Here is a 26037-nt window from a genome sequence, read left to right as displayed (position 1 = left end):
TCGCAAGCGAGCGCCACAAGGTCGGCGGGTCAATAGCGCGGGCCGCTCGCCGCTGCCGGCGAAAGAGGCGAGCGGGCTTCGCAATGCGATATACCCCTGAACGCATCGGGAGTGGACCATTTGCCGAACAGGTCGTCCTCTTCCGGCGCGACGGGACGGCATCGGCACAGAACCGGCTTTGCCGCGCGCATCTCTAGCGCCGGGGTGGCTGCCCCCCGAGTTCGGCGAGGCGACGATCGACGACCCGCTCGATCTTGCGGTTCAGCGGCGCCGAGACGGCCTTGCCGATCCGGTTGACGACACGGCTGATCCACGGCCGATGCTTGCCGTCCGTGCGATGCTTCACCGGGGCCACAAAAGCAGGGGTCCGCCGCAAGCTCGTGCCGGTGCGGCGCGTCCGGTCTATCGTCTCGGTGGCGCGCGCGAAATCCGGAGTGCCGCCATGGAACTCGAATACGAGGTAGCGGGCGCGGGTGGCCCCGACATTCTCCATGCCGTGCAACTCGCCCGCCGGAAAATAGAAGACGCCGCCCGGCTCCAGAACCACGCCATTGGCGCGGATGCTGCCCGAAAAGACGATAATCGCGACGTCGTGCTCGTCGGCATGCATGCCGTATCCCCTGCCCGGATCGATGTCGGTGACATGGGCGTGAAGACGCGTCAGATAGGCCGTCGGCTGCTCGAAGACCCGCTCGGACCGCATGCCCTTGGCCGGAAGCGGCTCGCTGCCGGGCACCGGCGATCCGAAATTGACCGTGCCTCCCTGCGCCTGACGGGCGGTTTCGATCGGCGGGCCGTACCATTTGAACATCAGGTAGGTGACGGGGCGATCCGACATATTGCGGATCGTGTGGGGGAAATAGGCCGGGTACCAGGAAAACGAACCGGGCCTCGCATGGTGCACCTGCGCCTGCTCCGGATCGGCGCTGCCAAGCAACAGCTCGGCCGTTCCGTCGAGAACGATCAGCACCTCTTCCTCGACGTGAGCATGTGGGGGATGCGGGCTGTGTCCGGGTTCGAGCACCGAGGCATGGAAATGATTAAAGGTGAGATTGGCGGTGCGACCCTCGGCGATCTCGTGAGGCTTCCACCCCTTCTTGCGGTCACCCGCAAGCGGCATCGGCAACTGATGCTGCACGGCGGGCAGCGTCCGGAAGGCCGCGGGATCGGCAGGCGGAGGTGCCAGCGGGTTTCCGGCTTGCGCGCAGGCCCCCAGAACCGGCAGGACCGCAGGCAGTTCCTCGCGGTAGGCGAACGGCCAGTCGTAGCGCTCCGGCGTCTTCACCACCATGTCGGCGCGCGCATATTGCAGAAGCAGCGCATAGCGGACCGTGTCGGAGGCGTTGTACGATCCGTGCCAGAGGCGACCGTCGAACAGCAGCGCCTCGCCGTCGGCAACATCGGGCTGCTCGATCTGCGCTGCCGCGTCGAATGCCTGGGCAAGCTTCAGGAGTTCGGCATCCGAGGCGGCCCGGCTGCCCTTTTCAGCCTTCGCCTGCTGGATCGAGACGCCGTAGAGATGGGACTTGGGAATCATCGCCAGCGAGGTTTCCCGGCACGTGCCCTCCAGCCCGATCCAGACCGATGCGTAGCCGTCGCCGCCGCATGTTTCGGCGTCCGAGTGCCAGCGGTGCTCCTGGCCCGGTTCGCGGACCTGCACCGATGCTCCCCAGAGCACGACGTCGTCCCCGAGCGCTGCGCGCAGCAGCTCAAGCAGTTGCGGACGCGTCGCGATATCGTGGAAAACAGGATCGCCGAGCGCCACCAGCTTGCTCTCCCATCCCTTGGCCTGCCGGTTCTCGACCGCGCGCCAGTGGCGCATGAACACCATGCATTGCTCCGGCGTGAGCAATCTGAGCGGGCGGGAGAAACCCCTCGTCTTCAAGACCCCGGTATCCAACTCGTTCATGGCGCCGCACCTGTCTGCAAATTCAGTTCATACAGTTAAAAGGCTTTCCCGCGCCGATAACAACGGGGCCGGCACCGGATTTTACGGGCGAGAAAACAGGGATACGGCGCGGGAGGGATGTGCCGGCCGCGCTCCCTTGAAGCCCCGCGCCGTCAACGGGCACCGTCGACGGAGCCTGCCTCAAGCGCCTCAGGCGGCCGATGAGGCGCGCGTTACCGGGGAGCTTCCCGGCCGGGCGTATTTGCGTCCGACGGCTTCCGCGGTGAGCGGCTTGTCGAACAGGTGCCCCTGAAACAGGCCGCACCCGGCAGCGCTTGCCCGGCTGATATCGGCTTCGGTTTCCACCCCTTCGGCGACGACCTGGCGGTCGAGATGGGTGGCGACGGAAACCACCGCGGAAACGAAGATATCGGTGACCTTGTCGACGCCGAGCGACTGGGTATAGGACTTGTCGATCTTGATGATGTCGAACGGCAGCGTGCGCAGCTGGTTGAACTCGGAATAGCCCATGCCGAAGTCATCGAGCGCAATACTGAAGCCGGCGTCGCGCAGCGTCCCGATGCGATCCTTGAGGACGTCCGAGGCTTCGAGCAGCGAGCTTTCGGTAATTTCCAGAGTGATGCGCGAGGGATCCACATCCGCCTCGGCGAGGATGGCGATATAATCCTCCTTGAAATGACCGAGCTGCAGCTGGCGCGCCGAGACATTGACGTTGACCCGGACGTTCGGAAGCCCGGCCATATCCATGCAAACCTGCCGCAGCACCGCCATGCCCAGATCATGGATCAGTCGCGAGCGTTCGGCGATGGGAATGAACTCGTTGGGATTGATGCGCCCGCGCGAGGAGTGATCCCACCGCACCAATGCCTCGAGCGACTTGAGGTCGCCCTTCGAATTGACGATCGGCTGATAGAGGACCTTCAATTCCTGCATCAGGATGGCAGCACGCAATTCGCGCTCCACGAACCGCTCCTGCCGCTTGTCGGCGAGAATCTCCGGCCGGAAGAAACGCCACGTTCCACGCCCGGCACGCTTGGCTTCATAGAGCGCGATGTCGGCATGGCCGAACAGCAGGTCGGCGCGGGTGGCGTCGCCAGGCGACATGGCGATGCCGATCGAAGAGGAGACCGTCTGGCGGCGGTGACCGATATGGAAGCCTTCGCGCAAACCGGCGAGGAATTCGCCGCAAGCCTGGTCGATATAGCCGACGGAGATCGGGGAATCATGCTCGATGAACACCGCGAATTCGTCGCCGCCCATGCGACCGACAACCGCGCCCGGGAAGGTCTTGCGCGCGCAGCGGACGCAAAACTCCAGAACCGCATCGCCGACCGGATGTCCGAAACCGTCGTTGATCTGCTTGAAATGATCGACGTCGAAGACGAGAAGCGCCACGGCACCGCCTTCGCCGCGGCTTCGCAGGATCGCCTCGGAAAGATCGGCGAGGAAGCGGTTGCGCACGAAGGCGCCGGTGAGCGCATCGGTGTCCTGCCGCGCGTGGGCGAGCTTGAAGTCCCCGATCAGCCGGGTCATGTCGACATCGACGCGGCGCTTGATATAGGCGGCGCCCATGAGGAGGAATGCTCCCGCTCCGCCGGTGGCCACCCCCGCCACCTCAAGCCACGGGCTGTCGAGAAGGCCGTATGCAAGCGGAACGGCGACGACCATGAGGCCGAGCGCGCAGCCGACCATGAGCGCCAGGAGCCAGGTCACTTTCCGAAAATTCACGACACGGGAGTGAATTTCACGGCGATAGTAGGCCGTTTCGTCAGTCTTTGCCTGCTGCACTGAAACCCTCGCCTGCATGCTGTTTCCAACGGCGCGCCGCCTGCCGCATCCGGTTTGCCGACACTCAAGACAGGGAATGCTGAAGGCACTCTTAAGCCCGGCGCGAAACATGCGCCGCGCATGCCGACATTTTGACGCAGGCACGCTTCCGTGCAGGCCCGTGACGCCTCCGCGGCGCCATAGTCGCGAGACCCTACATGGAGGGTCAGTGGTAGGACAAATAGGGGGTTTTGCCGGTTTTCATCTACCAGACGAAAGATCATAATTAATGCATCGCAACAAAATTGCGCATTTTCCTGAAAATTTTGCGCGATGCGAAAGGCCTTTCGCGACGTGGGCCGCATTAGTCATATGATTGATCTCTGGTAGGACAAATATGGCAGTTTCCGTGTATCGCGGAGTTGATCACCCGTCGCAATCATGTACAACTCCCCCTCAGATCCGGAACCTGGAGGCCGGGTCCGGACCGCGTCTAACCGACGCATTTTGTATTTCGAGGAGGAGCATTCCATGCTTACGAAACTGTTCGGGGCCGCACTGGTCTCGGTGTCCGCACTCGTTGTTGCCGGTGCAGCTTACGCCGCCGATTACAACTGGACGTTCCAGACGTCCGAAACCGCCGGCGAGCCCGGCTTCGTCAACAAGCAGAAGTGGGCCGAGAGCGTCAACAAGATGTCCGGCGGCCGCATCGAGATCGAGCTTCTGCCGATCGGCTCCGTGGTTCCGCACACCGACACGCTGGAAGCCGTCGGCTCCGGCATCCTGCAGGGTCACCTGACCGATCCCAGCTATTTCGCCGGCAAGGACCCGGCATTCGCGATGATGGGCAACCTCGTCGGCGCGTGGTCCGACCCGTTCGAGCTGCTCGGCTTCATGCAGACCGGTGGCGGCCACGAGCTCTATGCCGAACTGGTCGAGCCCTATGGCGTTCATTTCATCGGCGCCGCGGCCACCGAGCCGGAAGCCTTCGTCTCCGCCGTGCCGATCCGCACCGTCGAAGACCTCAAGGGCGTGAAGCTGCGCGCTCCGGAAGGCATGGTCTACGAGATCTTCCAGAAGGCCGGCGCATCGCCCGTCGCCCTGCCGGGCTCGGAAATCTTCACCGCGCTCGACAAGGGCGTCGTGGAAGCTGCCGACAACACCGTGTTCGCCACCAACCAGGCGCTCGGCATGAACGACATCGCCAACTATCCGCTCTACCCGGGTTTCCACTCGCTGCCGCTTATCGACATCTCGATCAACAAGGGCGTGTGGGACGAACTGCCGGACGACCTGAAGGAAGTCCTTAACGCGTCGGTCGACGAGTTCATTCTCAAGCACATCTATTCGGTGCGCAAGCTCGACGCCGAAGCGGTGACCAAGGCCAAGGAAAATCCGAAGATCGAGATCATCAACTGGTCGCCTGAAGAGCGCGCGAAGTTCCGCCGCATCGCCCAGGACGAGTGGAAGGTCTGGGCCGGCAAGAGCGAGATGACCCAGAAGTACTACGACACCGTCGTCAAGTACCTCGAAGGCCGCAACCTGCTCTAGGCCTCCGGCGGCAATCTCAGCTAGCATCACCCGGCCGCGCCCATCCACGCGGCCGGTTTTCTTTGCAATTCCGCGCAGGAGTACAACATGTCGGACAATCCGGACGGGGACATGGAGCTGGCACCCCCCGATTTCGAAAAAACCTGGCTCGACCGCGCACTCGAAACGACCGGCAAGGCGTTTGCCTGGGCCATTTTCGCGGCCTTCCTCATCAGCGTCTTCGAGGTGATTTCGCGCTACGTGTTCGATTCGCCGACCTATTGGGCGCACGAGACGACCACCTTCCTGATCGCAGCCGTCTTCCTGATCGGCGGCCCCGTGGCGCTGGCCGGCAACAAGCACATCCGCGTGCGCATGGTCTATGACGCGGTCGGCCCGAAAGGCCGGAAGATCCTCGACATCTTCAACTGCGTCGTGGCCATGCTCTTCTTCGCGGGCCTCGGCTATGCCGGCGCGATCATGGCCTGGAAGGCCACCCATACGCCGACCGGCGAGATCCATTTCGAAGGCACCGGCACCTCGTGGAACCCGCCGACACCGGCGCTTCTGAAAATCATCATCCTGTTCTGCGTCATCGTGATGTTCGTCCAGTCCGCGCTGCATCTGATCCAGGTCCTGCGCCGCGACACGCGCGAACAGCGCCAGAGCCCGGGGGAGTAACGTCATGGGGCTTAACGCACTCGGGATCGAGATGGGCACTTATGTGCTCGTCGCATCGATCTTCATTCTCCTTCTCTCCGGACAGCCGCTGGCCTGGGTGACCGGCCTGGTGGCGCTCGCCTTCACCTTCGGCTGGTTCGGCGACAATGCGCTGCCGCTGGTGACCGCGCGCATCTTCGGCTTCATCACCGAATATTCGCTGGTCGCCATTCCGATGTTCATTCTCATGGCCGCGCTTCTGGATCGCTCGGGGATTGCGAAGGACCTCTTCAACGGGATGCGCGTGCTCGCCGGACGATTGCCGGGCGGGGTCGCCATCCAGACGCTGATCGTGGCGATCCTGCTGGCCGCCATGTCCGGCGTCATCGGCGGCGAGATCGTGCTGCTTGGCATTCTCGCGCTGCCGCAGATGCTGCGTCTGGGCTATGACCGCAATCTCTCGATCGGCGTGGTCTGCGCCGGCGGCTCGCTCGGCACCATGATGCCGCCCTCGATCGTCTTGATCATCTACGGCCTCGTCGGTGGCGTCTCGATCGCCGATCTGTTCGTGGCCGCGATCACGCCGGCCATGCTGCTGCTCGGCTGCTACATCGCCTATGTGCTGATCAAGTGCCTGCGTGATCCCTCGCTCGGCCCGCCGATGAGCAAGGAAGAGCATGCCGAGGAATCCGTGGCCGGCGCCGTCAGGTCGCTGATCGCGCCGGGCTTCATCGTCTTTGCCGTCCTCGGCTCGATCTATACGGGCGTCGCCTCCATCACGGAGGCCGCTGCCCTCGGCGTGTCCTCGGTGCTGATCATCTCGCTCCTGCGTCGCGAGCTGAACACCAAGATGCTGCAGGACAGCCTGACGCATACGCTCGAAACCTGCGGCATGATCATCTGGATCGGTATTGCGGCGGCCGTGCTCGTGGGCGTCTACAATCTGATGGGCGGCAACCGCTTCGTCTCTAGCGCGATCCTCGGCATCGACGCGCCGCCGGTGGTGCTCATCATGGTGATGATGGCGATCCTGCTGGTACTCGGCATGTTCCTCGACTGGATCGGTATCGCACTTCTGACGCTGCCGATCTTCGTGCCGATCATCAAGCAGCTCGGCTATGATCCGATCTGGTTCGGCGTCCTGTTCGCGGTGAACATGCAGGTGAGCTACCTGACGCCACCCTTCGGGCCGGCCGCGTTCTACCTCAAGAGTGTGGCGCCACCCGACATCACGCTCAAGCACATCTACACCGCGCTGCTGCCGTTCATCGCGCTGCAGATGCTGGTGCTGATGCTGCTGCTGTTCTTCCCGCAGATCGCCACCTGGATGCTGTAACGGCAATCCAAGGGAAGACACGACAATCGCCGCCGTCCCGGATCTCCGGGGCGGCGGTTTTCATATGGCGTCTTGCTTGGCGCCTAAACCGGCGCGTGCAGGAAGACGGGCGGCCGAAAGTCGCGAAAGTCTACTGCGAATGCAAAGTGCAAAAGGCAACGGCAAACGGCCGCCCGGCACCGTTCCCCTCCCCGTCGACCAGTGCGCCGCCGGGCTTCCAACGAGAGGACGGGAGAAGGATAAGGGAGGCTCGGAGAGGGTGGATGAAATTGCGGGGGATTTTGTTTGGGCTTCCCTCGGTCGTCATGCCCGGACTTGATCCGGGCATCCATGCCTCAAGGCGCGGGGCGTGTTCGATATCCCCCAAAGGCGAGGGCAAGATGTGGTTGGGAACAGGCGATGGATCGTGAGCCTTGCGGCATCACGGAATGGATGCCCGGATCAAGTCCGGGCATGACGAGAGGCGGGGTTCGCGTTTCTTCCCCCCGCGATTTCCGGCACCCAGGTTTTGGCCAAGACGCCGCAACGCTTTCTCGGCCTCGAGAGAGACGGAGTGGCCGCGCCATTCTGGATCCTCGGGTCAAGCCCGAGGATGACGAGAGGTGGACGAGCATGGAGACGAAGGGGTGACCATGACGATGGAGGGGTGAGCATCAAGGCGGACGGGCCCGGACGACGAAAGAAAGGTGAGCATCACGACGGAATGCTATGATGGGCGCACGGCAGTCTCACACATTCCTCTTCAACCCCTCGACCCGAGCCAGAACGGCATTCGCGGCGTCCAGCACATTGGAGCCCGGACCAAAGATTTCGGCGACGCCGGCGTCGCGGAGGAACTGGTAGTCCTGTTCGGGGATGACGCCGCCAACGACGACGGCGATGTCCTTGGAACTGGCCTCCTTGAGCCGGGCGATGAGATCGGGGACAAGCGACTTGTGACCCGCGGCCAGTGAGGAGACGCCGACGACGTCGACATCGAGTTCGGCGGCCCTGGCGGCCACTTCCTCGGGTGTCTGGAACATGTCGGTGAGATCGACCTTGAAACCCATGTCGGCAAAGGCGGTGGCGATCACCTTGGCGCCGCGGTCGTGGCCGTCCTGCCCCATCTTGGCGACCAGCACATGGGGCTGGCGGCCCTTCTCGGTGGCGAAGGTCTCGATCTTCTCGCGGATGAGCTCGTATTCGGGATCGCCCCGATAGGCGTCGTCATAGACGCCGGAGATGACGCGGGTGGTGGCGACGTGGCGGCCGCCGAAACCGCGTTCCATGGCATCGGAAATCTCGCCGAGCGAGGCGCGCGCGCGGGCGGCCTCCACGGCGGCGGCCAGCAGATTGCCCTCGCCGGTCTTCGCCACTTTCTCGAGGTCGGCGAGGGTTCTTGCGCAGAGTTCGGCGTTGCGGGTGTCGCGGATCTTCTTGAGCCGCGCGACCTGGCCGGCGCGCACCTTGTCGGTGTCGATATTGAGGATGTCGACGGGGAGTTCGTCCTCGAGCCGGAAACGGTTGACGCCGACGATGACGTCCTCGCCGCGGTCGATGCGCGCCTGGCGGCGGGCGGCGGCCTCCTCGATACGCATCTTGGGCAGGCCCTGTTCGACGGCCTTGGTCATGCCCCCCAGGCTCTCCACTTCCTCGATGAGTTCCCAGGCCTTGTCGGCGAGGTCCCTGGTCAGCGCCTCGACATAATAGGAGCCGCCGAGCGGATCGACGACCCTGGTGACACCCGTCTCGTGGCTGAGGATGAGCTGTGTGTTGCGGGCGATGCGGGCCGAGAACTCGGTGGGCAGCGCAATCGCCTCGTCGAAGGAATTGGTGTGCAGCGACTGGGTGCCGCCAAGCACCGCGGCCATGGCCTCGAAGGCAGTGCGCACGACGTTGTTGTAGGGGTCCTGCTCGGTCAGGGAGACGCCGGAGGTCTGGCAGTGGGTCCGGAGCATCTTCGAGCGGTCGGACTTGGCGCCGAAATCGGTCATGATCCTCGCCCAGAGCTGACGCGCGGCGCGCAGCTTGGCCGCTTCCATGAAGAAATTCATCCCGATGCAGAAGAAGAAGGAGAGCCGGCCGGCGAACTTGTCGATATCGAGGCCGCGATCCATGGCCGCGCGCACATATTCCATGCCGTCGGCCAGCGTATAGGCCAGTTCCTGGGCGAGCGTCGCGCCAGCTTCCTGCATGTGGTAGCCGGAAATGGAGATCGAGTTGAAGCGCGGCATTTCGGCGGAGGTGTAGCCGATGATGTCGGCGACGATGCGCATGGAGGGTTCCGGCGGATAGATATAGGTGTTGCGGACCATGAACTCCTTGAGAATGTCGTTCTGCACCGTGCCGGTCAGATCCTTCCGCGCGACACCCTGCTCCTCGCCTGCGACGATGAACATGGCGAGCACCGGAATGATGGCGCCGTTCATGGTCATGGAGACGCTCATCTCGCCCAATGGAATGCCGTCGAAGAGGATCTTCATGTCCTCGACGGAATCGATCGCCACACCGGCCTTGCCGACATCGCCGCGCACGCGCGGATGATCGGAATCATAGCCCCGGTGGGTGGCGAGGTCGAAGGCGACGGAGAGCCCCTTCTGCCCGGCGGCGAGGTTCTTGCGGTAAAAGGCGTTGGATTCCTCGGCGGTCGAGAAGCCCGCATATTGCCGGATCGTCCAGGGCTGGCCGGCATACATGGTCGAGCGGATGCCGCGCGTGAAGGGCGCGAAGCCGGGAAGCTCGCCGGCCGCCGCCTCGGGCACGTCGTCCCCGGTATAGAGCGGACGAACGGTGATGCCTTCCGGCGTCTCCCAGTTGAGCTCGGAGGGGTTTCTGCCCTTGAGATCCTTGGTGGCGAGATCGATCCAGTCGCGCTTGGTGTTGGTCATTCCCCGAACTCCATGATGACCTCGTCGACGGCCAGGCTGTCGCCGGCGGCGACGGGGATCTTGCTGACGACGGCGCGCTTTTCGGCCTTGAGCACGTTTTCCATCTTCATGGCCTCGATGACGGCAAGCGTCTGACCCGCCTCGACCGTGTCGCCCTCCTTGACGGCGATGGAGACGACGAGGCCGGGCATGGGACAGAGCAGCAGGTTCGAGGTATCGGGCGCCACCTTCTCCGGCATCAGGGCCGCGAGTGCGGCGACGCGCGGGGAATAGACGCGGACATCGAGATCGACGCCGTGATGGCTCAGATTGAAGCCGCCGGCGATGGCCCGGACCTTGAAGACCAGCGAGCGGTCGTCGAGTTCCACCTCGGCCAGCGTATCGCCCGGCGCCCAGCCGGTATAGACGACGCCGCGGCTCGCGCCGTCGAGATGGACGGCGAAGGAGCCGTCGGTGTCATCGATGCTCACCCGGCGCTCGGCGCCCGCGAGGCGGACGACTTTTTCCTCCTGCGCACGCCGTTCAGCCTGCGGGAAGCGCGCGCCGGAGATCCAGGCGTTGCGCTCGGAGTGGATGTGGGACAGGAGCGCTGCCGCGACGGCGAATTCGCCGAGTGCCGCCTCGTCGGGCTCGGTGGGCGCGAAGCCATCGGGATATTCCTCGGCGATGAAGCCGGTCGACAGCCGTCCCTCGCGCCAGCGCGGATGGCCCATCAGCGCCGACAGGAACGGGATGTTGTGGCCGATGCCTTCGAGTTCGAAACGGTCGAGCGCCTCCGCCATCGCGTCGATGGCCGGAAGCCTGTCGGGCGCATGGGTGCAGAGCTTGGCGATCATCGGGTCGTAGAACATCGAGATCTCGGATCCCTCGGTCACGCCGGTATCGTTCCTGAGCGTCACGCCGTCGACATTGCGGATTTCGGCGGGCGGGCGGTAGCGGGTCAGGCGGCCGATCGAGGGCAGGAAGTTGCGGTAGGGATCCTCGGCATAGAGCCGGCTTTCGATGGCCCAGCCGTTGATAGTCACATCATCCTGCGTGAGCGCCAGTTTCTCGCCCGCTGCGATGCGGATCATCTGCTCGACGAGATCGATGCCGGTGATCAGTTCGGTGACCGGATGCTCGACCTGGAGACGGGTGTTCATCTCGAGGAAATAGAAATTGCGGTGCTTGTCTACGATGAACTCGACGGTGCCGGCGGACTGGTAGTCGACGGCTTTTGCCAGCGCCACCGACTGCTCGCCCATGGCCTTGCGCGTTTCGGCATCGAGAAAGGGCGACGGGGCTTCCTCGACGACCTTCTGGTTGCGGCGCTGGATCGAACATTCGCGCTCATTGAGCCAGAGGCAGGTGCCGTGCGCGTCTGCCAGCACCTGGATCTCGATATGGCGCGGCTCCTCGACGAATTTCTCGATAAAGATGCGGTCGTCGCCGAAGGAGGAGGCTGCCTCGGATTTCGAGCGGTCGAAACCCTCGCGCGCCTCGGCGTCGTTCCAGGCAATCCGCATGCCCTTGCCGCCGCCGCCGGCGGAGGCCTTGATCATCACCGGATAGCCGATCTCGCCGGCGATCTTCACAGCATGGTCGGCATCCTCGATCAGCCCCATGAAGCCGGGCACGGTGGAAACGCCGGCATCGGCCGCGATCTTCTTCGAGGTGATCTTGTCGCCCATCGCCTCGATGGCCTTGGGCTTGGGACCGATGAAGGTGATGCCTTCCTTTTCCAGCGCCTCGCAGAAGGACGCGCGCTCGGAGAGAAAGCCGTAGCCCGGATGCACGGCCTCGGCGCCGGTCTGTTTGCAGGCCGCGATGATCCTGTCGGCCAGAAGATAGGACTGGGCGGCCGGCGGCGGGCCGATATGGACGGCTTCGTCGGCCATCTTCACATGTTCGGCATTGCGGTCGGCATCGGAATAGACGGCGACGGTGGCGATGCCCATCTTCTGCGCCGAGGCGATCACCCGGCAGGCAATCTCGCCGCGATTGGCAATGAGGATCTTCTGGAACGGCTTGGTGGTCATACGTCGAGAACGTCCTTGAAGGCGTCGGGATAGGTTTTGCGGGCGGCGTGTTCGTCGATCTTCAGGAGCGCCTCGTAGCTTTCCGGATCGAAGGGATTCTCGGCCGGCACGATCTCGCGGTTGAAGAGCCAGGAAATGCGCCCGGCATCGAGATTGCCGCGCTCGAAGGGCTCATCGCCGAACATGTGCCAGATGGCATGCAGGAAGGCGGTGTCGGCGAGCTTCTCGGTGGAGGTGCGGTCGTTGAACCGCTTGCGCTCGATGATCTTCGTCGCGCCCTTGGGGTTGGCGCGCCGCACGGTGAACTGGAACCCGGTGCCCGGAAGGCCGGAGGGAAAGCCGCGATGTTTGGTCATGTCAGGAAGTTTGGGCATTTCAGGCGGCAGTCCTTGTGTGGATGAATTCTAATTTCGTGTTGGCTGAGAGAGGGGGACGCTGCGACAAACTCGCTCTCCCCTACAGCGGAATGTTGTCGTGCTTCTTCTTCGGGGGCTCGACCTTCTTGGTCTTGAGCATCTCGAAGGCGCGGAGCACGCGGCGGCGGGTGGAATGGGGCATGATCACCTCGTCGATGAACCCGCGCTGGGCGGCGACGAAGGGGTTGGCGAAGCGGTCCTCGTATTCCTTCGTCCGGGCGGCGATCTTGTCGGGGTCGCCGAGTTCGGAGCGGTAGAGAATTTCGGTCGCGCCCTTGGCGCCCATCACGGCGATCTGCGCGGTGGGCCAGGCATAATTGACGTCGGCGCGGATGTGCTTGGAGGCCATCACGTCATAGGCGCCGCCATAGGCCTTGCGGGTGATGACGGTGACCTTCGGGACGGTGGCCTCGGCATAGGCGAAGAGGAGCTTCGCGCCGTGCTTGATGATGCCGCCATATTCCTGGCTGGTGCCCGGCAGGAAGCCCGGCACGTCGACCAGCGTCAGGATGGGGATGTTGAAGGCGTCGCAGAAGCGGACGAAACGGCCGGCCTTCTTGGCGGAATCGATGTCGAGGCAGCCGGCGAGCACCATCGGCTGGTTGGCCACGACGCCGACGGTGGAGCCGTTGAGACGGATGAAGCCGCAGAGGATGTTCCTGGCGTGGTCTTGCTGGATCTCGAAGAACTCGCCCTCGTCGGCGACCTTCAGGATCACCTCCTTCATGTCGTAGGGCTTGTTCGGGTTGTCCGGGATCAGCGTGTCGAGCGACATTTCCAGCCGCCCCTGCTCATCATGGGTGGGCAGGACCGGCGGCTCCTCGCGACTGGACAAAGGCAGGAAGTCGAACAGACGCCGGATTTCCAAGAGCGTCTCGATGTCGTTGTCGAAGGCGCCGTCGGCGACCGAGGATTTCTTCGTGTGGGTGGAGGCACCGCCGAGCTCTTCAGCCGTGACGACCTCGTTGGTGACGGTCTTGACCACGTCCGGGCCGGTCACGAACATGTAGGAGGTGTCGCGCACCATGAAGATGAAATCGGTCATGGCGGGCGAATAGACCGCGCCGCCCGCGCAGGGCCCCATGATGACGGAGATCTGCGGAATGACGCCCGAGGCCTGGACGTTGCGCCAGAAGACTTCCGCATAGCCGCCGAGCGAGGCCACGCCCTCCTGGATGCGGGCGCCGCCGGAATCGTTGAGGCCGATCAGCGGCGCGCCGTTCTGCACCGCGAGATCCATGATCTTGCAGATCTTCTCGGCATGGGTTTCCGACAGCGAACCGCCGAAGACGGTGAAATCCTGGGAAAAGACATAGACCGGACGGCCGTTGATGGTGCCCCAGCCGGTGATGACGCCGTCGCCGGGATATTGCTGCGAGGCCATGCCGAAATCGACGCAGCGATGCGCCTTGTACATGTCGTATTCCTCGAACGAGCCCTCGTCGAGAAGGACGTCGAGACGTTCGCGCGCCGTCAGCTTGCCCTTGGCGTGCTGGGCGTCGATACGCCGCTGACCGCCACCCAGACGCGCCTGAGCCCGGCGCTCTTCGAGCTGATCGAGAATATCCTGCATGGTAACTCCCCCGGCTGGCCAGCCGGTTTGATTGCAATCCGACGGCGACATTACCGTGGCGGGAGACCCGCGAACAGGGTTGAAAATGTGAACAAGTTGAAATAGCAAATATCAAAATCATCATTTTGCGAAATTGCGAATATGCGTGCGAGAAAGCTCTTCATCGGCGGCAAGATCCGGGCGATCCGCACGGAGGCCGAACTGACGCAGGCGGCATTCGCGGCCAAGCTCGGCATCTCGACGAGCTATCTCAACCAGATCGAGAACAACCAGCGCCACGTGAGCGCTGCGGTACTCCTGGCGCTGGCGGAGAATTTCGCCGTCGACATCACCAGCCTGTCGGATCAGGATTCCGACAGGATTCTGGCGGACGTGGTGGAAGCGCTCGCCGATCCGCTGGTGGGCGCGGCACAGCCCTCGAGCGCCGACGTGAAGCTGGTGGTGCAGAACGCGCCGAGCTTCGCCAAGGCCTTTCTCGCCATGCACCAGGCGATGCGGCGGGCGGGCGAGCAGATCGCCGAACTCGACGAAACGCTGGAGCGGACAGGCGCGCTCAGCGAGCCGACGCCCTACGAGGAAGTGCGCGACTTCTTCCATTATGTCGACAACTATATCCACGAGCTCGACCTCGCCGGCGAGAAGCTGGGCGAGCAGATATCGAAGAGCCGCGGCAGCCCTGTGAGGGGGCTTGCCGAACATATCGAGCGCAAGCACCGGGTGCGGGTGACGATCGGCGCCGAAAGACAGGACGGCAGCGAAAAGGACGGCAAGACGCTGCGCCATTTCGATCCGCTGAGCCGGGTCCTGTGGCTCAATGCGCGCACGCCCGCCTCCACGCAGGCTTTCCAGATCGCCCACCAGACCGGGTTGCTGGAGCACGAGGCGACAATCGACCGGATAATCGAGAAGGCGGCGTTTCATTCCAACGATGCGGCGGCGATCTGCCGGATCGGACTCGCCAACTATTTCGCGGGTGCGGCGATCCTGCCCTATGGCGCATTCCTGACGGCCGCCCGCGAATTGCGGCATGACCTGACGCTTCTCGCCGACCGGTTCGGCACCTCGATCGAACAGGTGGCGCACCGGCTTTCGACATTGCAGCGACCGGGACACAAGGGCGTGCCGTTCTTCTTCGCCCGCGTCGACCAGGCGGGCAACATCACCAAGCGCCATTCGGCGACGAAGCTGCAATTCGCCCGTTTCGGCTCGGCATGTCCGCTGTGGAACGCTCACCGCGCCTTCGAAACGCCGAACCGGATCACCCGGCAACTGGCCGAAACACCCGACGGCATCCGCTATCTCTGCCTCGCACTTGCGGTCACGAAAGCGAGCGGAGGCTGGCGCGACCCTGTGCAGACCTATGCGCTGGCGCTGGGTTGCGAAGTCACTCATGCCAACGAACTCGTCTATGCCGACGATCTGGACCTGAGCCAGGCGTCGAGCTTCGAGCCTATCGGCATTTCCTGCCGGATCTGCGAGCGCCGCGACTGCCACCAGCGCGCCGTGCCGCCGCTCAAGCGCAGGCTGCACGTGGATGCCAACGACCGCGGCATCATTCCCTATTCGCTGGATTGATACAGAAACAAAAAGCCCCACCTCGGAAGGCAGGGCTGTCAACCGACGGAGCTTGGTATCGCTCCGCAACTGGTTCGCCGTCTCGCGACGGACTTGAGGCGCACCACCATCTCTGGCGAGCGCAATCAACCAAAAGGTGTGCTTTCACCCGCCCTTTGTCAAGTGCTCGAGCGACAAGGCATGGAGCATGGCCGACTGGATCTTACGCAATTCAGCCGGAGGAAGCCTGATTTGCAAATATCTGCGCCGGCCAGTGCCGGAGCGGCCGTCGAATGGCAAGCTCATCCGCTCATACGACAAGGTGGCAAGCATATCCGCCTTAGCCCACTTTACCGCTCCGGAAAAAGTATCGGGAAGATCAACCGGCAGTTCCACCTTGCATTGGTAACGAATACCGGAGCGGCTCGGTGTCGTACTCAGAGGAACCACGGTGCAAAGACCATCCCGATAAGGCAGACGCTCGGAAACCACGACAGCGAGCCGTCGCTTGACCATTTCGGGTGGCTTAAAGCCGGTGTCGTAATTGCAGATGACAACCAGCCCGATTGCCGGTGGAAACTTGAGAGCCATCCTGCAATTTAAACAAGAGTAAATATAGAACACAACCTTCTGCAACCCGGTAGTGCACGGACAGACCCAAGGGACAGGTTCTTGACGGAAACCGGGGAACATGGGACGGAGCGAGGAGCGGAAGAAAGGCCTCACAATGGCGAAGACGATCTACATTCTCAACGGACCGAACCTGAACCTTCTGGGCAAGCGGGAACCGGAGATCTACGGCGCGGAAACGCTGGCCGACGTGGAGAAGTCCTGCGGCGAGCTTGCAAGCGACAAGGGCCTTGCCATCGCCTTCCACCAGTCGAATTCCGAAGGCGCGATCGTGGACCTGATCCACGAAGCGCGCGAGAAGGCCGCGGCCATCATCATCAATCCGGCCGCCTACACGCATACCTCGGTGGCGATCCTCGACGCGCTCAACGCCTTCGAGGGACCGGTGATCGAGGTGCACATCTCCAATGTTCACAAGCGCGAAGCCTTCCGGCATCATTCCTTCGTGTCGGGCCGCGCTGACGGCATCATCGTGGGCTGCGGCACACAGGGCTACGAGCTGGCGCTGATGCGCGCGGCAAAGCTTCTCGACTGAGACAGGCAGGCTCGCCGGATGAACTATCCGCTGCACATGGACATCCACCCCGAAGTGACGGCGTTCTTCGATGCCGGCACCAACACGATCTCCTATGTTGTGCGCGATCCGGGCTCGACTGCCTGCGCGGTCATCGATTCGGTGATGGACATCGACATGGCGGCGGGCCGCATCACCCATGACGGCGCGGACCGGATGATCGGCTTCATCGAGGCGCAGGGCTACGACCTCGAGTGGCTGATCGAGACCCATGTCCATGCCGACCACCTCTCGGCGGCGCCCTATATCCAGGAGAAGCTCGGCGGCAAGATCGGCATCGGCGAGAAGATCCTCCTCGTGCAGGACACGTTCGGCAAGATCTTCAACGAGGGCACCGAATTCCAGCGCGACGGCTCGCAGTTCGACCGGCTGTTCACCGATGGCGACAGCTACACGATCGGCGGCATGCCGATATTCACGATCTACACGCCGGGTCATACCCCGGCCTGCATGACGCATGTGATCGGCGATGCAGCCTTTGTGGGCGATACGCTGTTCATGCCGGACGGCGGTTCGGCGCGGGCGGACTTCCCGGGCGGCGACGCGGGCCAACTCTACGATTCGATCCAGAAGATCCTTGCGCTGCCCGAAGAGATGCGGCTGTTCATGTGCCACGACTACGGGCCGAACGGGCGCGACATCCAGTGGGAGACCACGGTGGGTGCCGAGAAGCGCGACAACATCCATGTCGGCGGCGGCAAGACCCGCGAAGAGTTCGTACGGTTCCGCACGGAGCGCGATGCGACCTTGTCGATGCCGCGTCTGATCCTGCCTTCGCTGCAGGTCAACATGCGCGCGGGCGAAGTGCCGCGCGACAAGGACGGCCGCCCGATGCTGAAGCTGCCGATCAACTCGCTCTAGACTTCCGGTGTATCGGCCACTCTCTCCGGCTCGGCGAGCCTGGGCATGTTTTCCTTGAGAAATATGTCGATGCGGATGAGTTCCTGCCATGGATCATGGGGAACGCGGTCGATCTGCGCGCGCAACAGGCGCACGGAACTTCGGACCAGATGGCCGGCATCCTGCGAGATCACCGCGTCGAATGTGCCGCTTTCGAGCGCCTCGCGGGAGATATCGGTCAATTCATGGCCGATGACGGTGAGGTTCCTGCCGAGCCCCGCACCTTCCAGAAAACCCACGAGACCGCGATTGGCGCCGGTCGAGGAATAGACCGCGCAGATGTCGTCCTGCGCGAAGACGCGGGAGAGAAGCTGGCGCAACAGGGCCGGATCCTCCGGCGCCTCGATGGAGGGCAGGATGTGAAGGCCCGGATATTCGCCCTGCATGACGGTGTCGAAGCCCAGACGCCGCTCGATGTGATCGCGGGCAAGCCGCGAGCCCGTCAGCACCACCACCTTGCCCCGCCGGCCGCCGAGGAAACGCCCCATCAGCCGCCCGGCGGTCTTGCCCGCGGAAATGTTGTCGATGCCGACGAAATGATCGCGCGCCGAACTCGGCAGGTCGGAGACGAGGGCGACGACGGCGACGCCGTTCTTCTTGAGCCGGTCGATCGCATCGCGCACGGAAGGCGTTTCCGGGCCGAAGACGGCGACGCCATGGAAATGGCGCGGATTGATGCGGCCGATGATGCTGGCCGCCTCCTTCGGATCGAAGGAGCGGACGCGGATCTTGTGAACGCGGGTGCGGTCGCCGCCCTGGACCCGGGTGAAATCGCGGATCTTCTGCTCGATCGTGGCGACGAACTCATCCTCGCTGTCGGGCAGGATGAAGAGGAGATTGTAGAAGCGGCCACGGGCCAGATTGGCCGCCGCGCGGTCGCGGACATAACCCAGTTCCTCGATCGCGGTCTGCACCTTGTCGATGGTGACCTTGCGCACGCCGGGGCGCGCGTTGAGCACGCGATCGACGGTCGCCAGCGACACCCCGGCAACACGCGCGATGTCGTTGACCGTCGGCGCGTCTCCGGAAATGCGCTCTGGCTCGGCGGATCTAGGCATCAGCACCCGTGCTTCGCGCCAGCCCCTGGAACAGAAGTGCGACGGCTTCCGCGCCGGGATCGTTGTGGCCGGCGAGATGATCCTCGGGCACGTAAGATGCCCGCCCCGCCTTGGCCTTGCGGATCGAGGCGGTCGAATCGGCGGCCTGGCGCGCGGCTCCGGCTGCCGGACCGAGGCCGTTTTCCAATGCGTCGAGGGCCGGTTCCAGCGCATCGATCATGGTGCGGTCGCCCTTCTGCGCACCGCCCACTTCGCAAATGCGGTTGAGACCGAATTTGAGTGCCTCCAATGTCGACATGCCTTTCGCATAGGCGTCGCCCGTCGCGCCGAAGAAGATCGCCAGGATGACACCCGACGAGCCTCCCATGGTCTGGGACAGCTCGTTGCCGATCGCCGGGAAAAGCTGCGTGAGGTCGGCCAGCGGCATCCTGTCGAGCTTGCCCTTCAGCGCCCGCGAGGCGGTGGCGAGCGTGGAGCCCGTATCGCCGTCGCCGGACTTCGCATCCAACTCGTTGAGCTTCCGCTCGGCGGCGATCAGGATGTCGCAGCACTCCTCGATCACGCGCCGGGTGGAAGCGTTGTGCGAAGGTACCGGGCTGATCGGCGTGAGGCCATCCGGCAGGGCCACGGTTTCCACCGGAGATATGGCATGAAGCCCCGGCCAGGCCGGCATGCCGACGGGGGCTGCCAGCGCCGTTTCCCATTCCGGCCTGAGCGGCATTACCGAGACCGAGAAGCCGTGCATGTCGAGCGAGGTCATCAGAAGCGCCGGCCCGATGACGGCTTTCACCTTCTCCGCATGTCCGGAGCGCACCAATTCGTAAGCGAGCACCGACATTTCGAGCGGGGTCGTGGAGCCGAGATTGTTGAGAAGCACCGCACAGCGCTCGCCGGTCATGTGCGGACCGAGGCGCTCCATGACCATCGCCATGGCCGAGCGGGCGGATTCGAAGGCCACCTGCTCGACACCGGCCTCGCCGTGGATGCCAAGGCCGAGTTCGCCCATGCCGGGCTTGATCCGGTCTTCCTTGCCGACGCCGGGAATGGTGCAGGAATCGAGCGACATGCCGATCGAGGCGATGCTATCAATGACGCCCTGGGCCGTGTCGCGAACCTCGTCCAGCGAGGCTCCGCTCTCGGCTACGTGACCGGCGATCTTGTGCACGAAGAGCGTGCCGGCGACGCCGCGCGGCTGCGGCAGGTCCGGCAGCGCGATGTCGTCATTGACGACGACCATCTCGACCTTGACGCCGAAGGCGCGGGCGCGCTCGGCAGCCAGACCGAAATTGAGACGGTCGCCGGTATAGTTCTTGACGATGAGAAGGCAGCCCGCCTCACCCGAAACAGCAAGGATACCGGCGAGAACCGCATCGACGGAGGGAGAGGCGAACACCTCGCCGCAGACGGCCGCCGTCAGCATGCCCCTGCCGACGAAGCCCGCATGGGCCGGCTCGTGACCGGAACCGCCGCCGGAGATCAGCGCGACCTTGGACTTGTCCCAGTCCGAGCGCATGACGACCTTGATGTGCGGAAAGCCATCCAGCCGGGTGAGCTTGCCGCCCGATGCACTCAAGAGGCCATCGATCGCCTCGGTGACGAGGTTTTCCTTCGAATTGACGAACTGGTTCATGTCGCTCTCCCTATCCGCCGAGGCTTATATCCGCTGACCGGTCGCATCGAAATAGAGCGGGTCGCGGGGTTGGATTTTCAGTGTGTCGCCGGTTGCGTAATTCTGGTGCGGGTCGGCGAGCGTGGTGATCGCCTGTCCTTCGAGGTCGAGATGCACGCGCATCTGGTCGCCCAGATGCTCGACGCGGGTGACCTTCGCCTCCCTGCCCGCGCCCTGCTCGATCTGCTCGGGCCGCAAGCCGATGATCGCCGCATCCGCCGGTGCGCCGGGAAAGACCGAGACCGGCAGCAGGTTGATGCGCGGCAGGCCGAGGCGGCTCGCCACATAGGTGCTGACCGGGTTCTCGTAGATCTCGCGCGGTGTACCGAACTGCACGAGCCCGCCCTCGTCGAGCACGCCGACATGGGTGGCCATGGTCATCGCCTCGATCTGGTCGTGGGTGACATAGAGGACAGTGGCGCCCAGCTGGGCCTGAATGCGCTTGAGTTCGACACGCAGCTCCGAGCGCAGCTTGGCATCGAGCGAACTCAAGGGCTCGTCCATGAGGAAGATCGCCGGCTCGCGCACCAGCGCCCTGCCGATCGAGACGCGTTGCATCTCGCCGCCCGACAGCTGCGTCGACTTGTTGTCGAGCTTGTGATCGATCCTGAGAACCTTGGCGACCTCGGAAATGCGACGATCAATTTCGGCCTTCGGCGTCCTGAGGATCGGCGACTTCAGCGGGAATTCGAGGTTCTCGCGCACCGTCAGGTGCGGATAGAGGGAATATTGCTGGAAGACCATGGCGACGTTGCGCTCGGCAGGCGAGGTACCGTTCACCACCTCGCCGCCGATGGTGATCGTGCCGGCGTCGGGCGCCTCGAGGCCGGCAATCAGCCTGAGCGTCGTCGTCTTGCCCGCCCCGGTGGGGCCGAGCAGCACGACGAAGGCGCCGTCCGGAACGGTCATCGAGACATGGCGGACGGCTTCGGTCGCACCGAAGGTCTTCGACACGCCGTTGAGGACCACTTCAGCCATGGGACAGCACCTCGCGGTTTGCTTCCGACAACACGGCCCGGCCGGTTTTCGTGTCGAAAATTGTGAGCGCACCCTGCCTGAAGGACAGACCGACCTGGCTGTCCACCCCGACGATCCGGCTCGACGGGGCGCGGACCTTCAGGTTGCCGCCCTGCGTGGCAACCGAAATGATCTGGGTGGTGCCGAGATATTCCGTCGCCGTCACAATGCCGCGAACGGGGGAGTTGTCGTCGATCACGACATGCTCGGGACGGACGCCGAGCGCAAGCTTGCCGCTTGCCTCGCCTGCCTGGACGGGAACGGCCACTTCCACATCATTGAGCCGAATGGAACCGGTTCCCGGTTTCACCGCGCCCTCGAAGTGCAGGAAATTCATCGGCGGCGAGCCGATGAAATCGGCGACGAACATGGTCGCCGGCCAGTCATAGATATTCTGCGGGGTGCCGAACTGCTCGACCACGCCGTGGTTCATGACCACGATCTTGTCGCCCATCTGCATGGCTTCGAGCTGATCGTGGGTGACGTAGACGGTCGTGGCGCCCATGCGATCGTGCAGCGCGCGCAGCTCCTCTGCCATGCGCTCGCGGAATTCGGCATCGAGCGCGCCGAGCGGCTCGTCCATCAGGAAGGCCTTCGGCTGACGCACGATCGCGCGGCCGAGTGCGACGCGCTGGCGGTCGCCACTCGACAAGCCGCCGACGGGACGGTCGAGGATGTTGCCGATATCGAGAATGCGGGCCACCTCCTCGACGCGCTCGCGCACGTCCTTGCGGGCCATGCCCTGGCTGACGAGCGGGTAGGAAATGTTCTTGCGGACGTTCATGTGCGGATAGAGCGCGAACATCTGGAAGACGAAAGCGATGTCGCGGGCACTGGCACGCATCTGCGCGACATCCTGTCCGTCGAGCAGGATCTGGCCGGAGGTGGGAAGTTCGAGACCGGCGATCATCCTGAGTGTCGTTGTCTTGCCGCAGCCGGAGGGGCCGAGCAGCATGAAGAACTCGCCGTCCTCGATGGTGAAGCTCGAGGACTGGACCGCGGTGAAGGATCCGAATTCCTTGCGCAGATTGTTGATGACGATCTGGGCCACGTTCTACTCCGGGAAATGACTGACGACGATGAACATGACGGTTCCCGCCAGGGTGACGATGAAGGAGTAGGTGTAGGCCCACATCACGAATGGCTGCATGAGCATGACGACGCCGAGGGCGATGAGCACGGTGGCGAGCATTTCCCAGGGGCTGCGGCGCAGCCGGGCAAGGCCCAGGAGAAAATCGGTCATTTGCGAACCGCTCCGAAGGTGATCCCGCGCAGAAGATGTTTGCGCAACAGGATGGTGAAGACCATGACGGGGACGAGGAAGAGCGTGGTGCCCGCGGCGACCGCCGGCCAGTCCTTGCCAACGCCGATGATGGTGGGGATGAAGGGCGGCGCGGTCTGCGCCGTGCCCGAGGTCAGAAGCACGGCGAAGGCGTACTCGTTCCAGGAGAAGATCAGGCAGAAGATGGCGGTGGACGCTATCCCCGTGGTCGCCTGCGGCAGCACCACCTTGTAGAAGGCCTGGAAGCGCGTGTAGCCGTCGATGAGGGCCGCCTCCTCGTACTCGATCGGGATCTCGTCGATGAAGCCCTTCAGCAGCCAGACCGAAAGCGACAGGTTGACCGCGGTATAGAGCAGGATCATCCCGAGATGGGTGTCAGACAGCCCCAGTTGCCGGAACATCAGGAAGATCGGAATGGCGACCGCGATCGGCGGCATCATCCGTGTCGACAGGATGAAGAACATGAGATCGTCCTTCAGCGGCACCCGGTAGCGCGAGAAGGCATAGGCCGCCAGCGTGCCGAGGAAGATCGACAGGAAGGTCGAGCCGAAGCCGATGATGATCGAGTTGAGGAATCGCTCGCCGTAGCGGCTCGGACCCGAGATCACCATGTCGTACCGGCGCACGATGCGGTCGTACCAGGTCTGCGGCGGCCCGATCTCCTCGAGCGCTTCCGGCGTCATGCGGGTGCGGGTGGTGAACAGGTTCACATAGCCTTCAAGCGTCGGTTCGTAGACGATCTTGGGCGGATAGGCGATGGCATCGGCCGGCGACTTGAAGCCGGTGGCGATGATCCAGACGAGCGGCATGAGGGTGACCAGCGCATAGACGACGACCACGATGCCGGCGAACCATTTCTGGCCCTTCGAGGGTTCGGTGACCGAGAAGCTGCTCATCGTTCCTTCACCTTGTTGAGGGCCTTCACATAGATCGAGGCGAGACCGAAGACCGTGACGAAGAGGATCACCGCATAGGCGCTGGCAAAGCCGGTGCGCCACTTCTCGAAGGCCTCCCGCTTCAGGTTGATCGAGGTGAGTTCGGTGATCGAGCCCGGGCCGCCGCCGGTCAGCTGCACGACCAGGTCGAACATCTTGAAGTTCTCGATGCCACGGAAGAGCACGGCGAGCATGAGGAAGGGCAGCGCCATGGGGATGGTGATGGTCCAGAACTGCCGCCAGGCGCTGGCGCGGTCGCACTCTGCGGCCTCGTAGATCGAATCCGGGATCGAGCGCAGACCGGCGAGGCAGATCAGCATGACGAAGGGCGTCCACATCCAGGTATCGACGATGACGATCGCCCAGGGGGCGAGATTGACGTCGCCGATCATCGAGAATGAGGCAGGATCGGCTCCGGTGAAGAAGGCGATCACATAATTGAAGAGGCCGATCTGCGGCTGGTAGAGAAACGTCCAGAAATTGCCGACCACGGCCGGCGAGAGCATCATCGGCAGAACGATGATGGTGGTCCAGAGATCGTTGCCCTTGAACTTCCGGTTGATCAGATAGGCGAGCCCGAAGCCGATGAGCACCTGCAGGACGAGCGTCCAGATGAGGAAATGGGCCGTTGCCTGCATCGAATACCAGATGTCGGGATCGGTGAGGATGCGCTCGTAGTTGCGCAGGCCGACCCATTTGACCTCGGCGTTCAGCCGGTTGGCGCGATAGTTGGTCAGGCTCAGCCAGACCGTCCAGATCAGCGGAAAGATGTTGATGGCCAGAAGCAGGAAGATGGTGGGGGCGATGAAGACCCAGGCGAGCGCCCGGTCCGAAAGCCCCCTCACCTTCCTTCCGAGCGCGAGCGGTGCCGCGGCCGGATTACGACCTTTTGTGTCGTCCGTCATGAATTCGTTCCACGGAAATGGATGTCACCGGATTGTTCGGCCTGGTACGGGCGGGGCTTGAGGCAACCCCGCCCGCCAGGGAGGCGGCAGCCCGTCAGAGCTTGCCGTCATCCTCGAAGGTTTCGGTCCAGTCCTCGACGAGGCCGTCGAGCGCTTCCTGGGCCGTGCCGTTCCCGGCCACCACATAATCGTGGAAACGGCGCTGGGCGGCCTGGAGAAGCGTCGCATAGCTGGGCTCGGCCCAGAAATCCTTCACGATCGCCATGGAATCGAGGAAGGTCTGCGCATAGGGCTGGCTTGCCGGGAAGGATGGATCGAGGGTGACCGCCTTGAGGCAGGAGAACCCGCCCATTTCCCACCACTTGGCCTGGACCTCGGGCTGGGCGAACCACTTGATGTATTCGAGGGCTGCGTCCTTCTTGTCCGAATAGGACACGACCGAGATGCCCTGACCGCCGAGCTGGGCGAACTGGGCGCCATCCGGGCCCGCCGGGTTGACGAAATAGCCGGTCTTGCCGCCACCCACATTGGCATCGTTCTCGAAGCCCGGCCAGGTGAAGGCGAAATTCATCTGCAGCGCCACCTGGCCCGACTTGAAGGCGTCGATGCCTTCGGACATGTAGCCGTTCGACGATCCGGGCGGCGTGCAGCAGTCGTAGAGTTCCTTGTAGTATTCGAGGCCGGCGACCGCACCGGCCGAGTTGACGAAACCATCCATCGAATAGGGCTCGTCCGGGTTCTCATACTGGAAGCCGAAGGAATAGAGCACATCCATGACGCCCATGGTGATGCCTTCCGAGCCACGCTCGGTATAGATGGACGCGCCGTAGACCGTCTTGCCGTCGATCTCACGGTTCTGGAAGAACTCGGCGATGTCCTTGAGCTCGGCGAAGGTCGTCGGGGCTTTAAGATCGCGGCCGTGTTTCTCCTTGAACTCGGCCTGCAGCTCGGGGCGCTCGAACCAGTCCTTGCGGTAGGTCCAGCCGACGACGTCGCCAAAGGCCGGAAGCGCCCAGTAGTTGGGCGTGTTCTTCGGCCATTCGGAATAGCCCGTCACGGTGGCATCGATGAAATCGCTCATCTGGATGCCTTCCTGCTCGAAGAAGTCGTTGAGCTTGATGTAGTGACCGTTTTCGGCGGAACCGCCGATCCACTGGCTGTCGCCGATCATCAGATCGCAGAGCTTGCCGCCGGAATTGAGTTCGTTGAGCATGCGGTCGGCGAAATTCGGCCAGGGCACGAACTCGAAATTCATCGAGTGGCCGGACTTGGCCTCGAAATCCTTGGACAGTTCGACGAGTGCGTTGGCGGGGTCCCAGGACGCCCAGCAGAGTGTCAGATCTTCAGCCTGAGCGGATTGCGCCCAGCCGAGAGCGAGCGCCGAAACCGCGGACGCGGCGGCGAGCTTGGCAATGTTCATGTAACTCCTCCCAAAGT

Annotated in this window: 21 protein-coding genes; 6 read left to right on the top strand and 15 right to left on the bottom strand. The window is 63.5% G+C overall.

The window, feature by feature from the left end; translation table 11 throughout:
• Window positions 1–193: 193 nt before the first annotated feature.
• Entirely contained in the window at window positions 194–1909 is a 1716-nt protein-coding gene (locus tag E2A64_RS03210; RefSeq protein ID WP_133282983.1) for a cupin domain-containing protein, read from the bottom strand.
• A gap of 189 nt (window positions 1910–2098) precedes the next feature.
• A complete protein-coding gene (locus tag E2A64_RS03205) occupies window positions 2099–3715 on the bottom strand; it encodes a putative bifunctional diguanylate cyclase/phosphodiesterase (protein WP_158285668.1) in 1617 nt (538 codons plus the stop codon).
• Window positions 3716–4207: 492 nt separating this feature from the next.
• Between E2A64_RS03205 and E2A64_RS03200 the strand changes: the two genes are divergently transcribed.
• From E2A64_RS03200 to E2A64_RS03190, 3 genes are all read left to right on the top strand, one after another.
• Complete coding sequence (locus E2A64_RS03200; RefSeq protein WP_133282981.1) at window positions 4208–5227, top strand: TRAP transporter substrate-binding protein; 1020 nt, start codon at window positions 4208–4210, stop codon at window positions 5225–5227.
• An 87-nt stretch (window positions 5228–5314) separates the two neighbouring features.
• Entirely contained in the window at window positions 5315–5887 is a 573-nt protein-coding gene (locus E2A64_RS03195) for a TRAP transporter small permease subunit (protein ID WP_133282980.1), read from the top strand.
• Window positions 5888–5891: 4 nt separating this feature from the next.
• On the top strand, window positions 5892–7202 hold the full coding sequence (locus tag E2A64_RS03190) for a TRAP transporter large permease (RefSeq protein ID WP_174235740.1): 1311 nt from the start codon (window positions 5892–5894) through the stop codon (window positions 7200–7202).
• Window positions 7203–7930: 728 nt separating this feature from the next.
• On the opposite strand, the gene scpA is transcribed toward E2A64_RS03190, so the two are convergent.
• From scpA to E2A64_RS03170, 4 genes are all read right to left on the bottom strand, one after another.
• Entirely contained in the window at window positions 7931–10069 is a 2139-nt protein-coding gene (gene scpA, locus E2A64_RS03185) for a methylmalonyl-CoA mutase (protein ID WP_133282979.1), read from the bottom strand.
• Complete coding sequence (locus E2A64_RS03180) at window positions 10066–12087, bottom strand: acetyl-CoA carboxylase biotin carboxylase subunit (protein WP_133282978.1); 2022 nt, start codon at window positions 12085–12087, stop codon at window positions 10066–10068. Before E2A64_RS03180 ends, scpA begins: the two co-directional genes overlap by 4 nt.
• Window positions 12084–12461, bottom strand: a complete 378-nt coding sequence (locus E2A64_RS03175; protein ID WP_206662415.1) for a hypothetical protein — start codon at window positions 12459–12461, stop codon at window positions 12084–12086. Before E2A64_RS03175 ends, E2A64_RS03180 begins: the two co-directional genes overlap by 4 nt.
• Before the next feature lie 82 nt (window positions 12462–12543).
• A complete protein-coding gene (locus E2A64_RS03170) occupies window positions 12544–14076 on the bottom strand; it encodes an acyl-CoA carboxylase subunit beta (protein ID WP_133282977.1) in 1533 nt (510 codons plus the stop codon).
• A 141-nt stretch (window positions 14077–14217) separates the two neighbouring features.
• On the opposite strand from E2A64_RS03170, the gene E2A64_RS03165 reads away from it, so the two are divergent.
• Window positions 14218–15651 (top strand): helix-turn-helix domain-containing protein, encoded by a 1434-nt coding sequence (locus E2A64_RS03165; RefSeq protein WP_133282976.1) that lies wholly within the window; start codon window positions 14218–14220, stop codon window positions 15649–15651.
• Between the two features lie 144 nt (window positions 15652–15795).
• On the opposite strand, the gene E2A64_RS03160 is transcribed toward E2A64_RS03165, so the two are convergent.
• Entirely contained in the window at window positions 15796–16221 is a 426-nt protein-coding gene (locus tag E2A64_RS03160; protein ID WP_158285667.1) for a type II toxin-antitoxin system PemK/MazF family toxin, read from the bottom strand.
• A gap of 136 nt (window positions 16222–16357) precedes the next feature.
• Here E2A64_RS03160 and aroQ point away from each other — a divergent pair, with 136 nt between their 5' ends.
• Window positions 16358–16795 (top strand): type II 3-dehydroquinate dehydratase, encoded by a 438-nt coding sequence (gene aroQ, locus E2A64_RS03155; protein ID WP_133284231.1) that lies wholly within the window; start codon window positions 16358–16360, stop codon window positions 16793–16795.
• 18 nt (window positions 16796–16813) lie between these two features.
• On the top strand, window positions 16814–17695 hold the full coding sequence (locus E2A64_RS03150) for an MBL fold metallo-hydrolase (RefSeq protein WP_133282974.1): 882 nt from the start codon (window positions 16814–16816) through the stop codon (window positions 17693–17695).
• Here E2A64_RS03150 and E2A64_RS03145 read toward each other — a convergent pair.
• The 8 genes from E2A64_RS03145 to E2A64_RS03110 all read right to left on the bottom strand — a co-directional run bounded on the left by E2A64_RS03145 (window position 17692) and on the right by E2A64_RS03110 (window position 26020).
• Complete coding sequence (locus E2A64_RS03145; protein ID WP_133282973.1) at window positions 17692–18792, bottom strand: LacI family DNA-binding transcriptional regulator; 1101 nt, start codon at window positions 18790–18792, stop codon at window positions 17692–17694. The genes E2A64_RS03150 and E2A64_RS03145 overlap by 4 nt on opposite strands.
• Window positions 18785–20422: a dihydroxyacetone kinase subunit DhaK gene (locus E2A64_RS03140; RefSeq protein ID WP_133282972.1), complete on the bottom strand. Its 1638-nt coding sequence runs from the start codon at window positions 20420–20422 to the stop codon at window positions 18785–18787. Before E2A64_RS03140 ends, E2A64_RS03145 begins: the two co-directional genes overlap by 8 nt.
• 24 nt (window positions 20423–20446) lie before the next feature.
• A complete protein-coding gene (locus tag E2A64_RS03135; RefSeq protein WP_133282971.1) occupies window positions 20447–21439 on the bottom strand; it encodes an ABC transporter ATP-binding protein in 993 nt (330 codons plus the stop codon).
• The gene (locus E2A64_RS03130; RefSeq protein WP_133282970.1) at window positions 21432–22529 is read right to left on the bottom strand and encodes an ABC transporter ATP-binding protein; all 1098 of its coding nucleotides are present in this window, start codon (window positions 22527–22529) and stop codon (window positions 21432–21434) included. Before E2A64_RS03130 ends, E2A64_RS03135 begins: the two co-directional genes overlap by 8 nt.
• 3 nt (window positions 22530–22532) lie before the next feature.
• Window positions 22533–22721 (bottom strand): hypothetical protein, encoded by a 189-nt coding sequence (locus E2A64_RS03125; protein WP_133282969.1) that lies wholly within the window; start codon window positions 22719–22721, stop codon window positions 22533–22535.
• On the bottom strand, window positions 22718–23656 hold the full coding sequence (locus E2A64_RS03120; protein WP_133282968.1) for a carbohydrate ABC transporter permease: 939 nt from the start codon (window positions 23654–23656) through the stop codon (window positions 22718–22720). The genes E2A64_RS03125 and E2A64_RS03120 overlap by 4 nt, the downstream gene beginning before the upstream one ends.
• Window positions 23653–24600 (bottom strand): carbohydrate ABC transporter permease, encoded by a 948-nt coding sequence (locus E2A64_RS03115; RefSeq protein ID WP_133282967.1) that lies wholly within the window; start codon window positions 24598–24600, stop codon window positions 23653–23655. The genes E2A64_RS03120 and E2A64_RS03115 overlap by 4 nt, the downstream gene beginning before the upstream one ends.
• A 94-nt stretch (window positions 24601–24694) precedes the next feature.
• Window positions 24695–26020 (bottom strand): ABC transporter substrate-binding protein, encoded by a 1326-nt coding sequence (locus tag E2A64_RS03110; protein ID WP_133282966.1) that lies wholly within the window; start codon window positions 26018–26020, stop codon window positions 24695–24697.
• Between the last annotated feature and the right edge of the window lie 17 nt (window positions 26021–26037).

The sequence above is a fragment of the Pseudohoeflea suaedae genome, assembly GCF_004354915.1.
Classification (GTDB): domain Bacteria; phylum Pseudomonadota; class Alphaproteobacteria; order Rhizobiales; family Rhizobiaceae; genus Pseudohoeflea; species Pseudohoeflea suaedae.
Note: the sequence above shows the minus strand (reverse complement) of the source record. Positions and strands in the feature narration are given on the sequence as shown.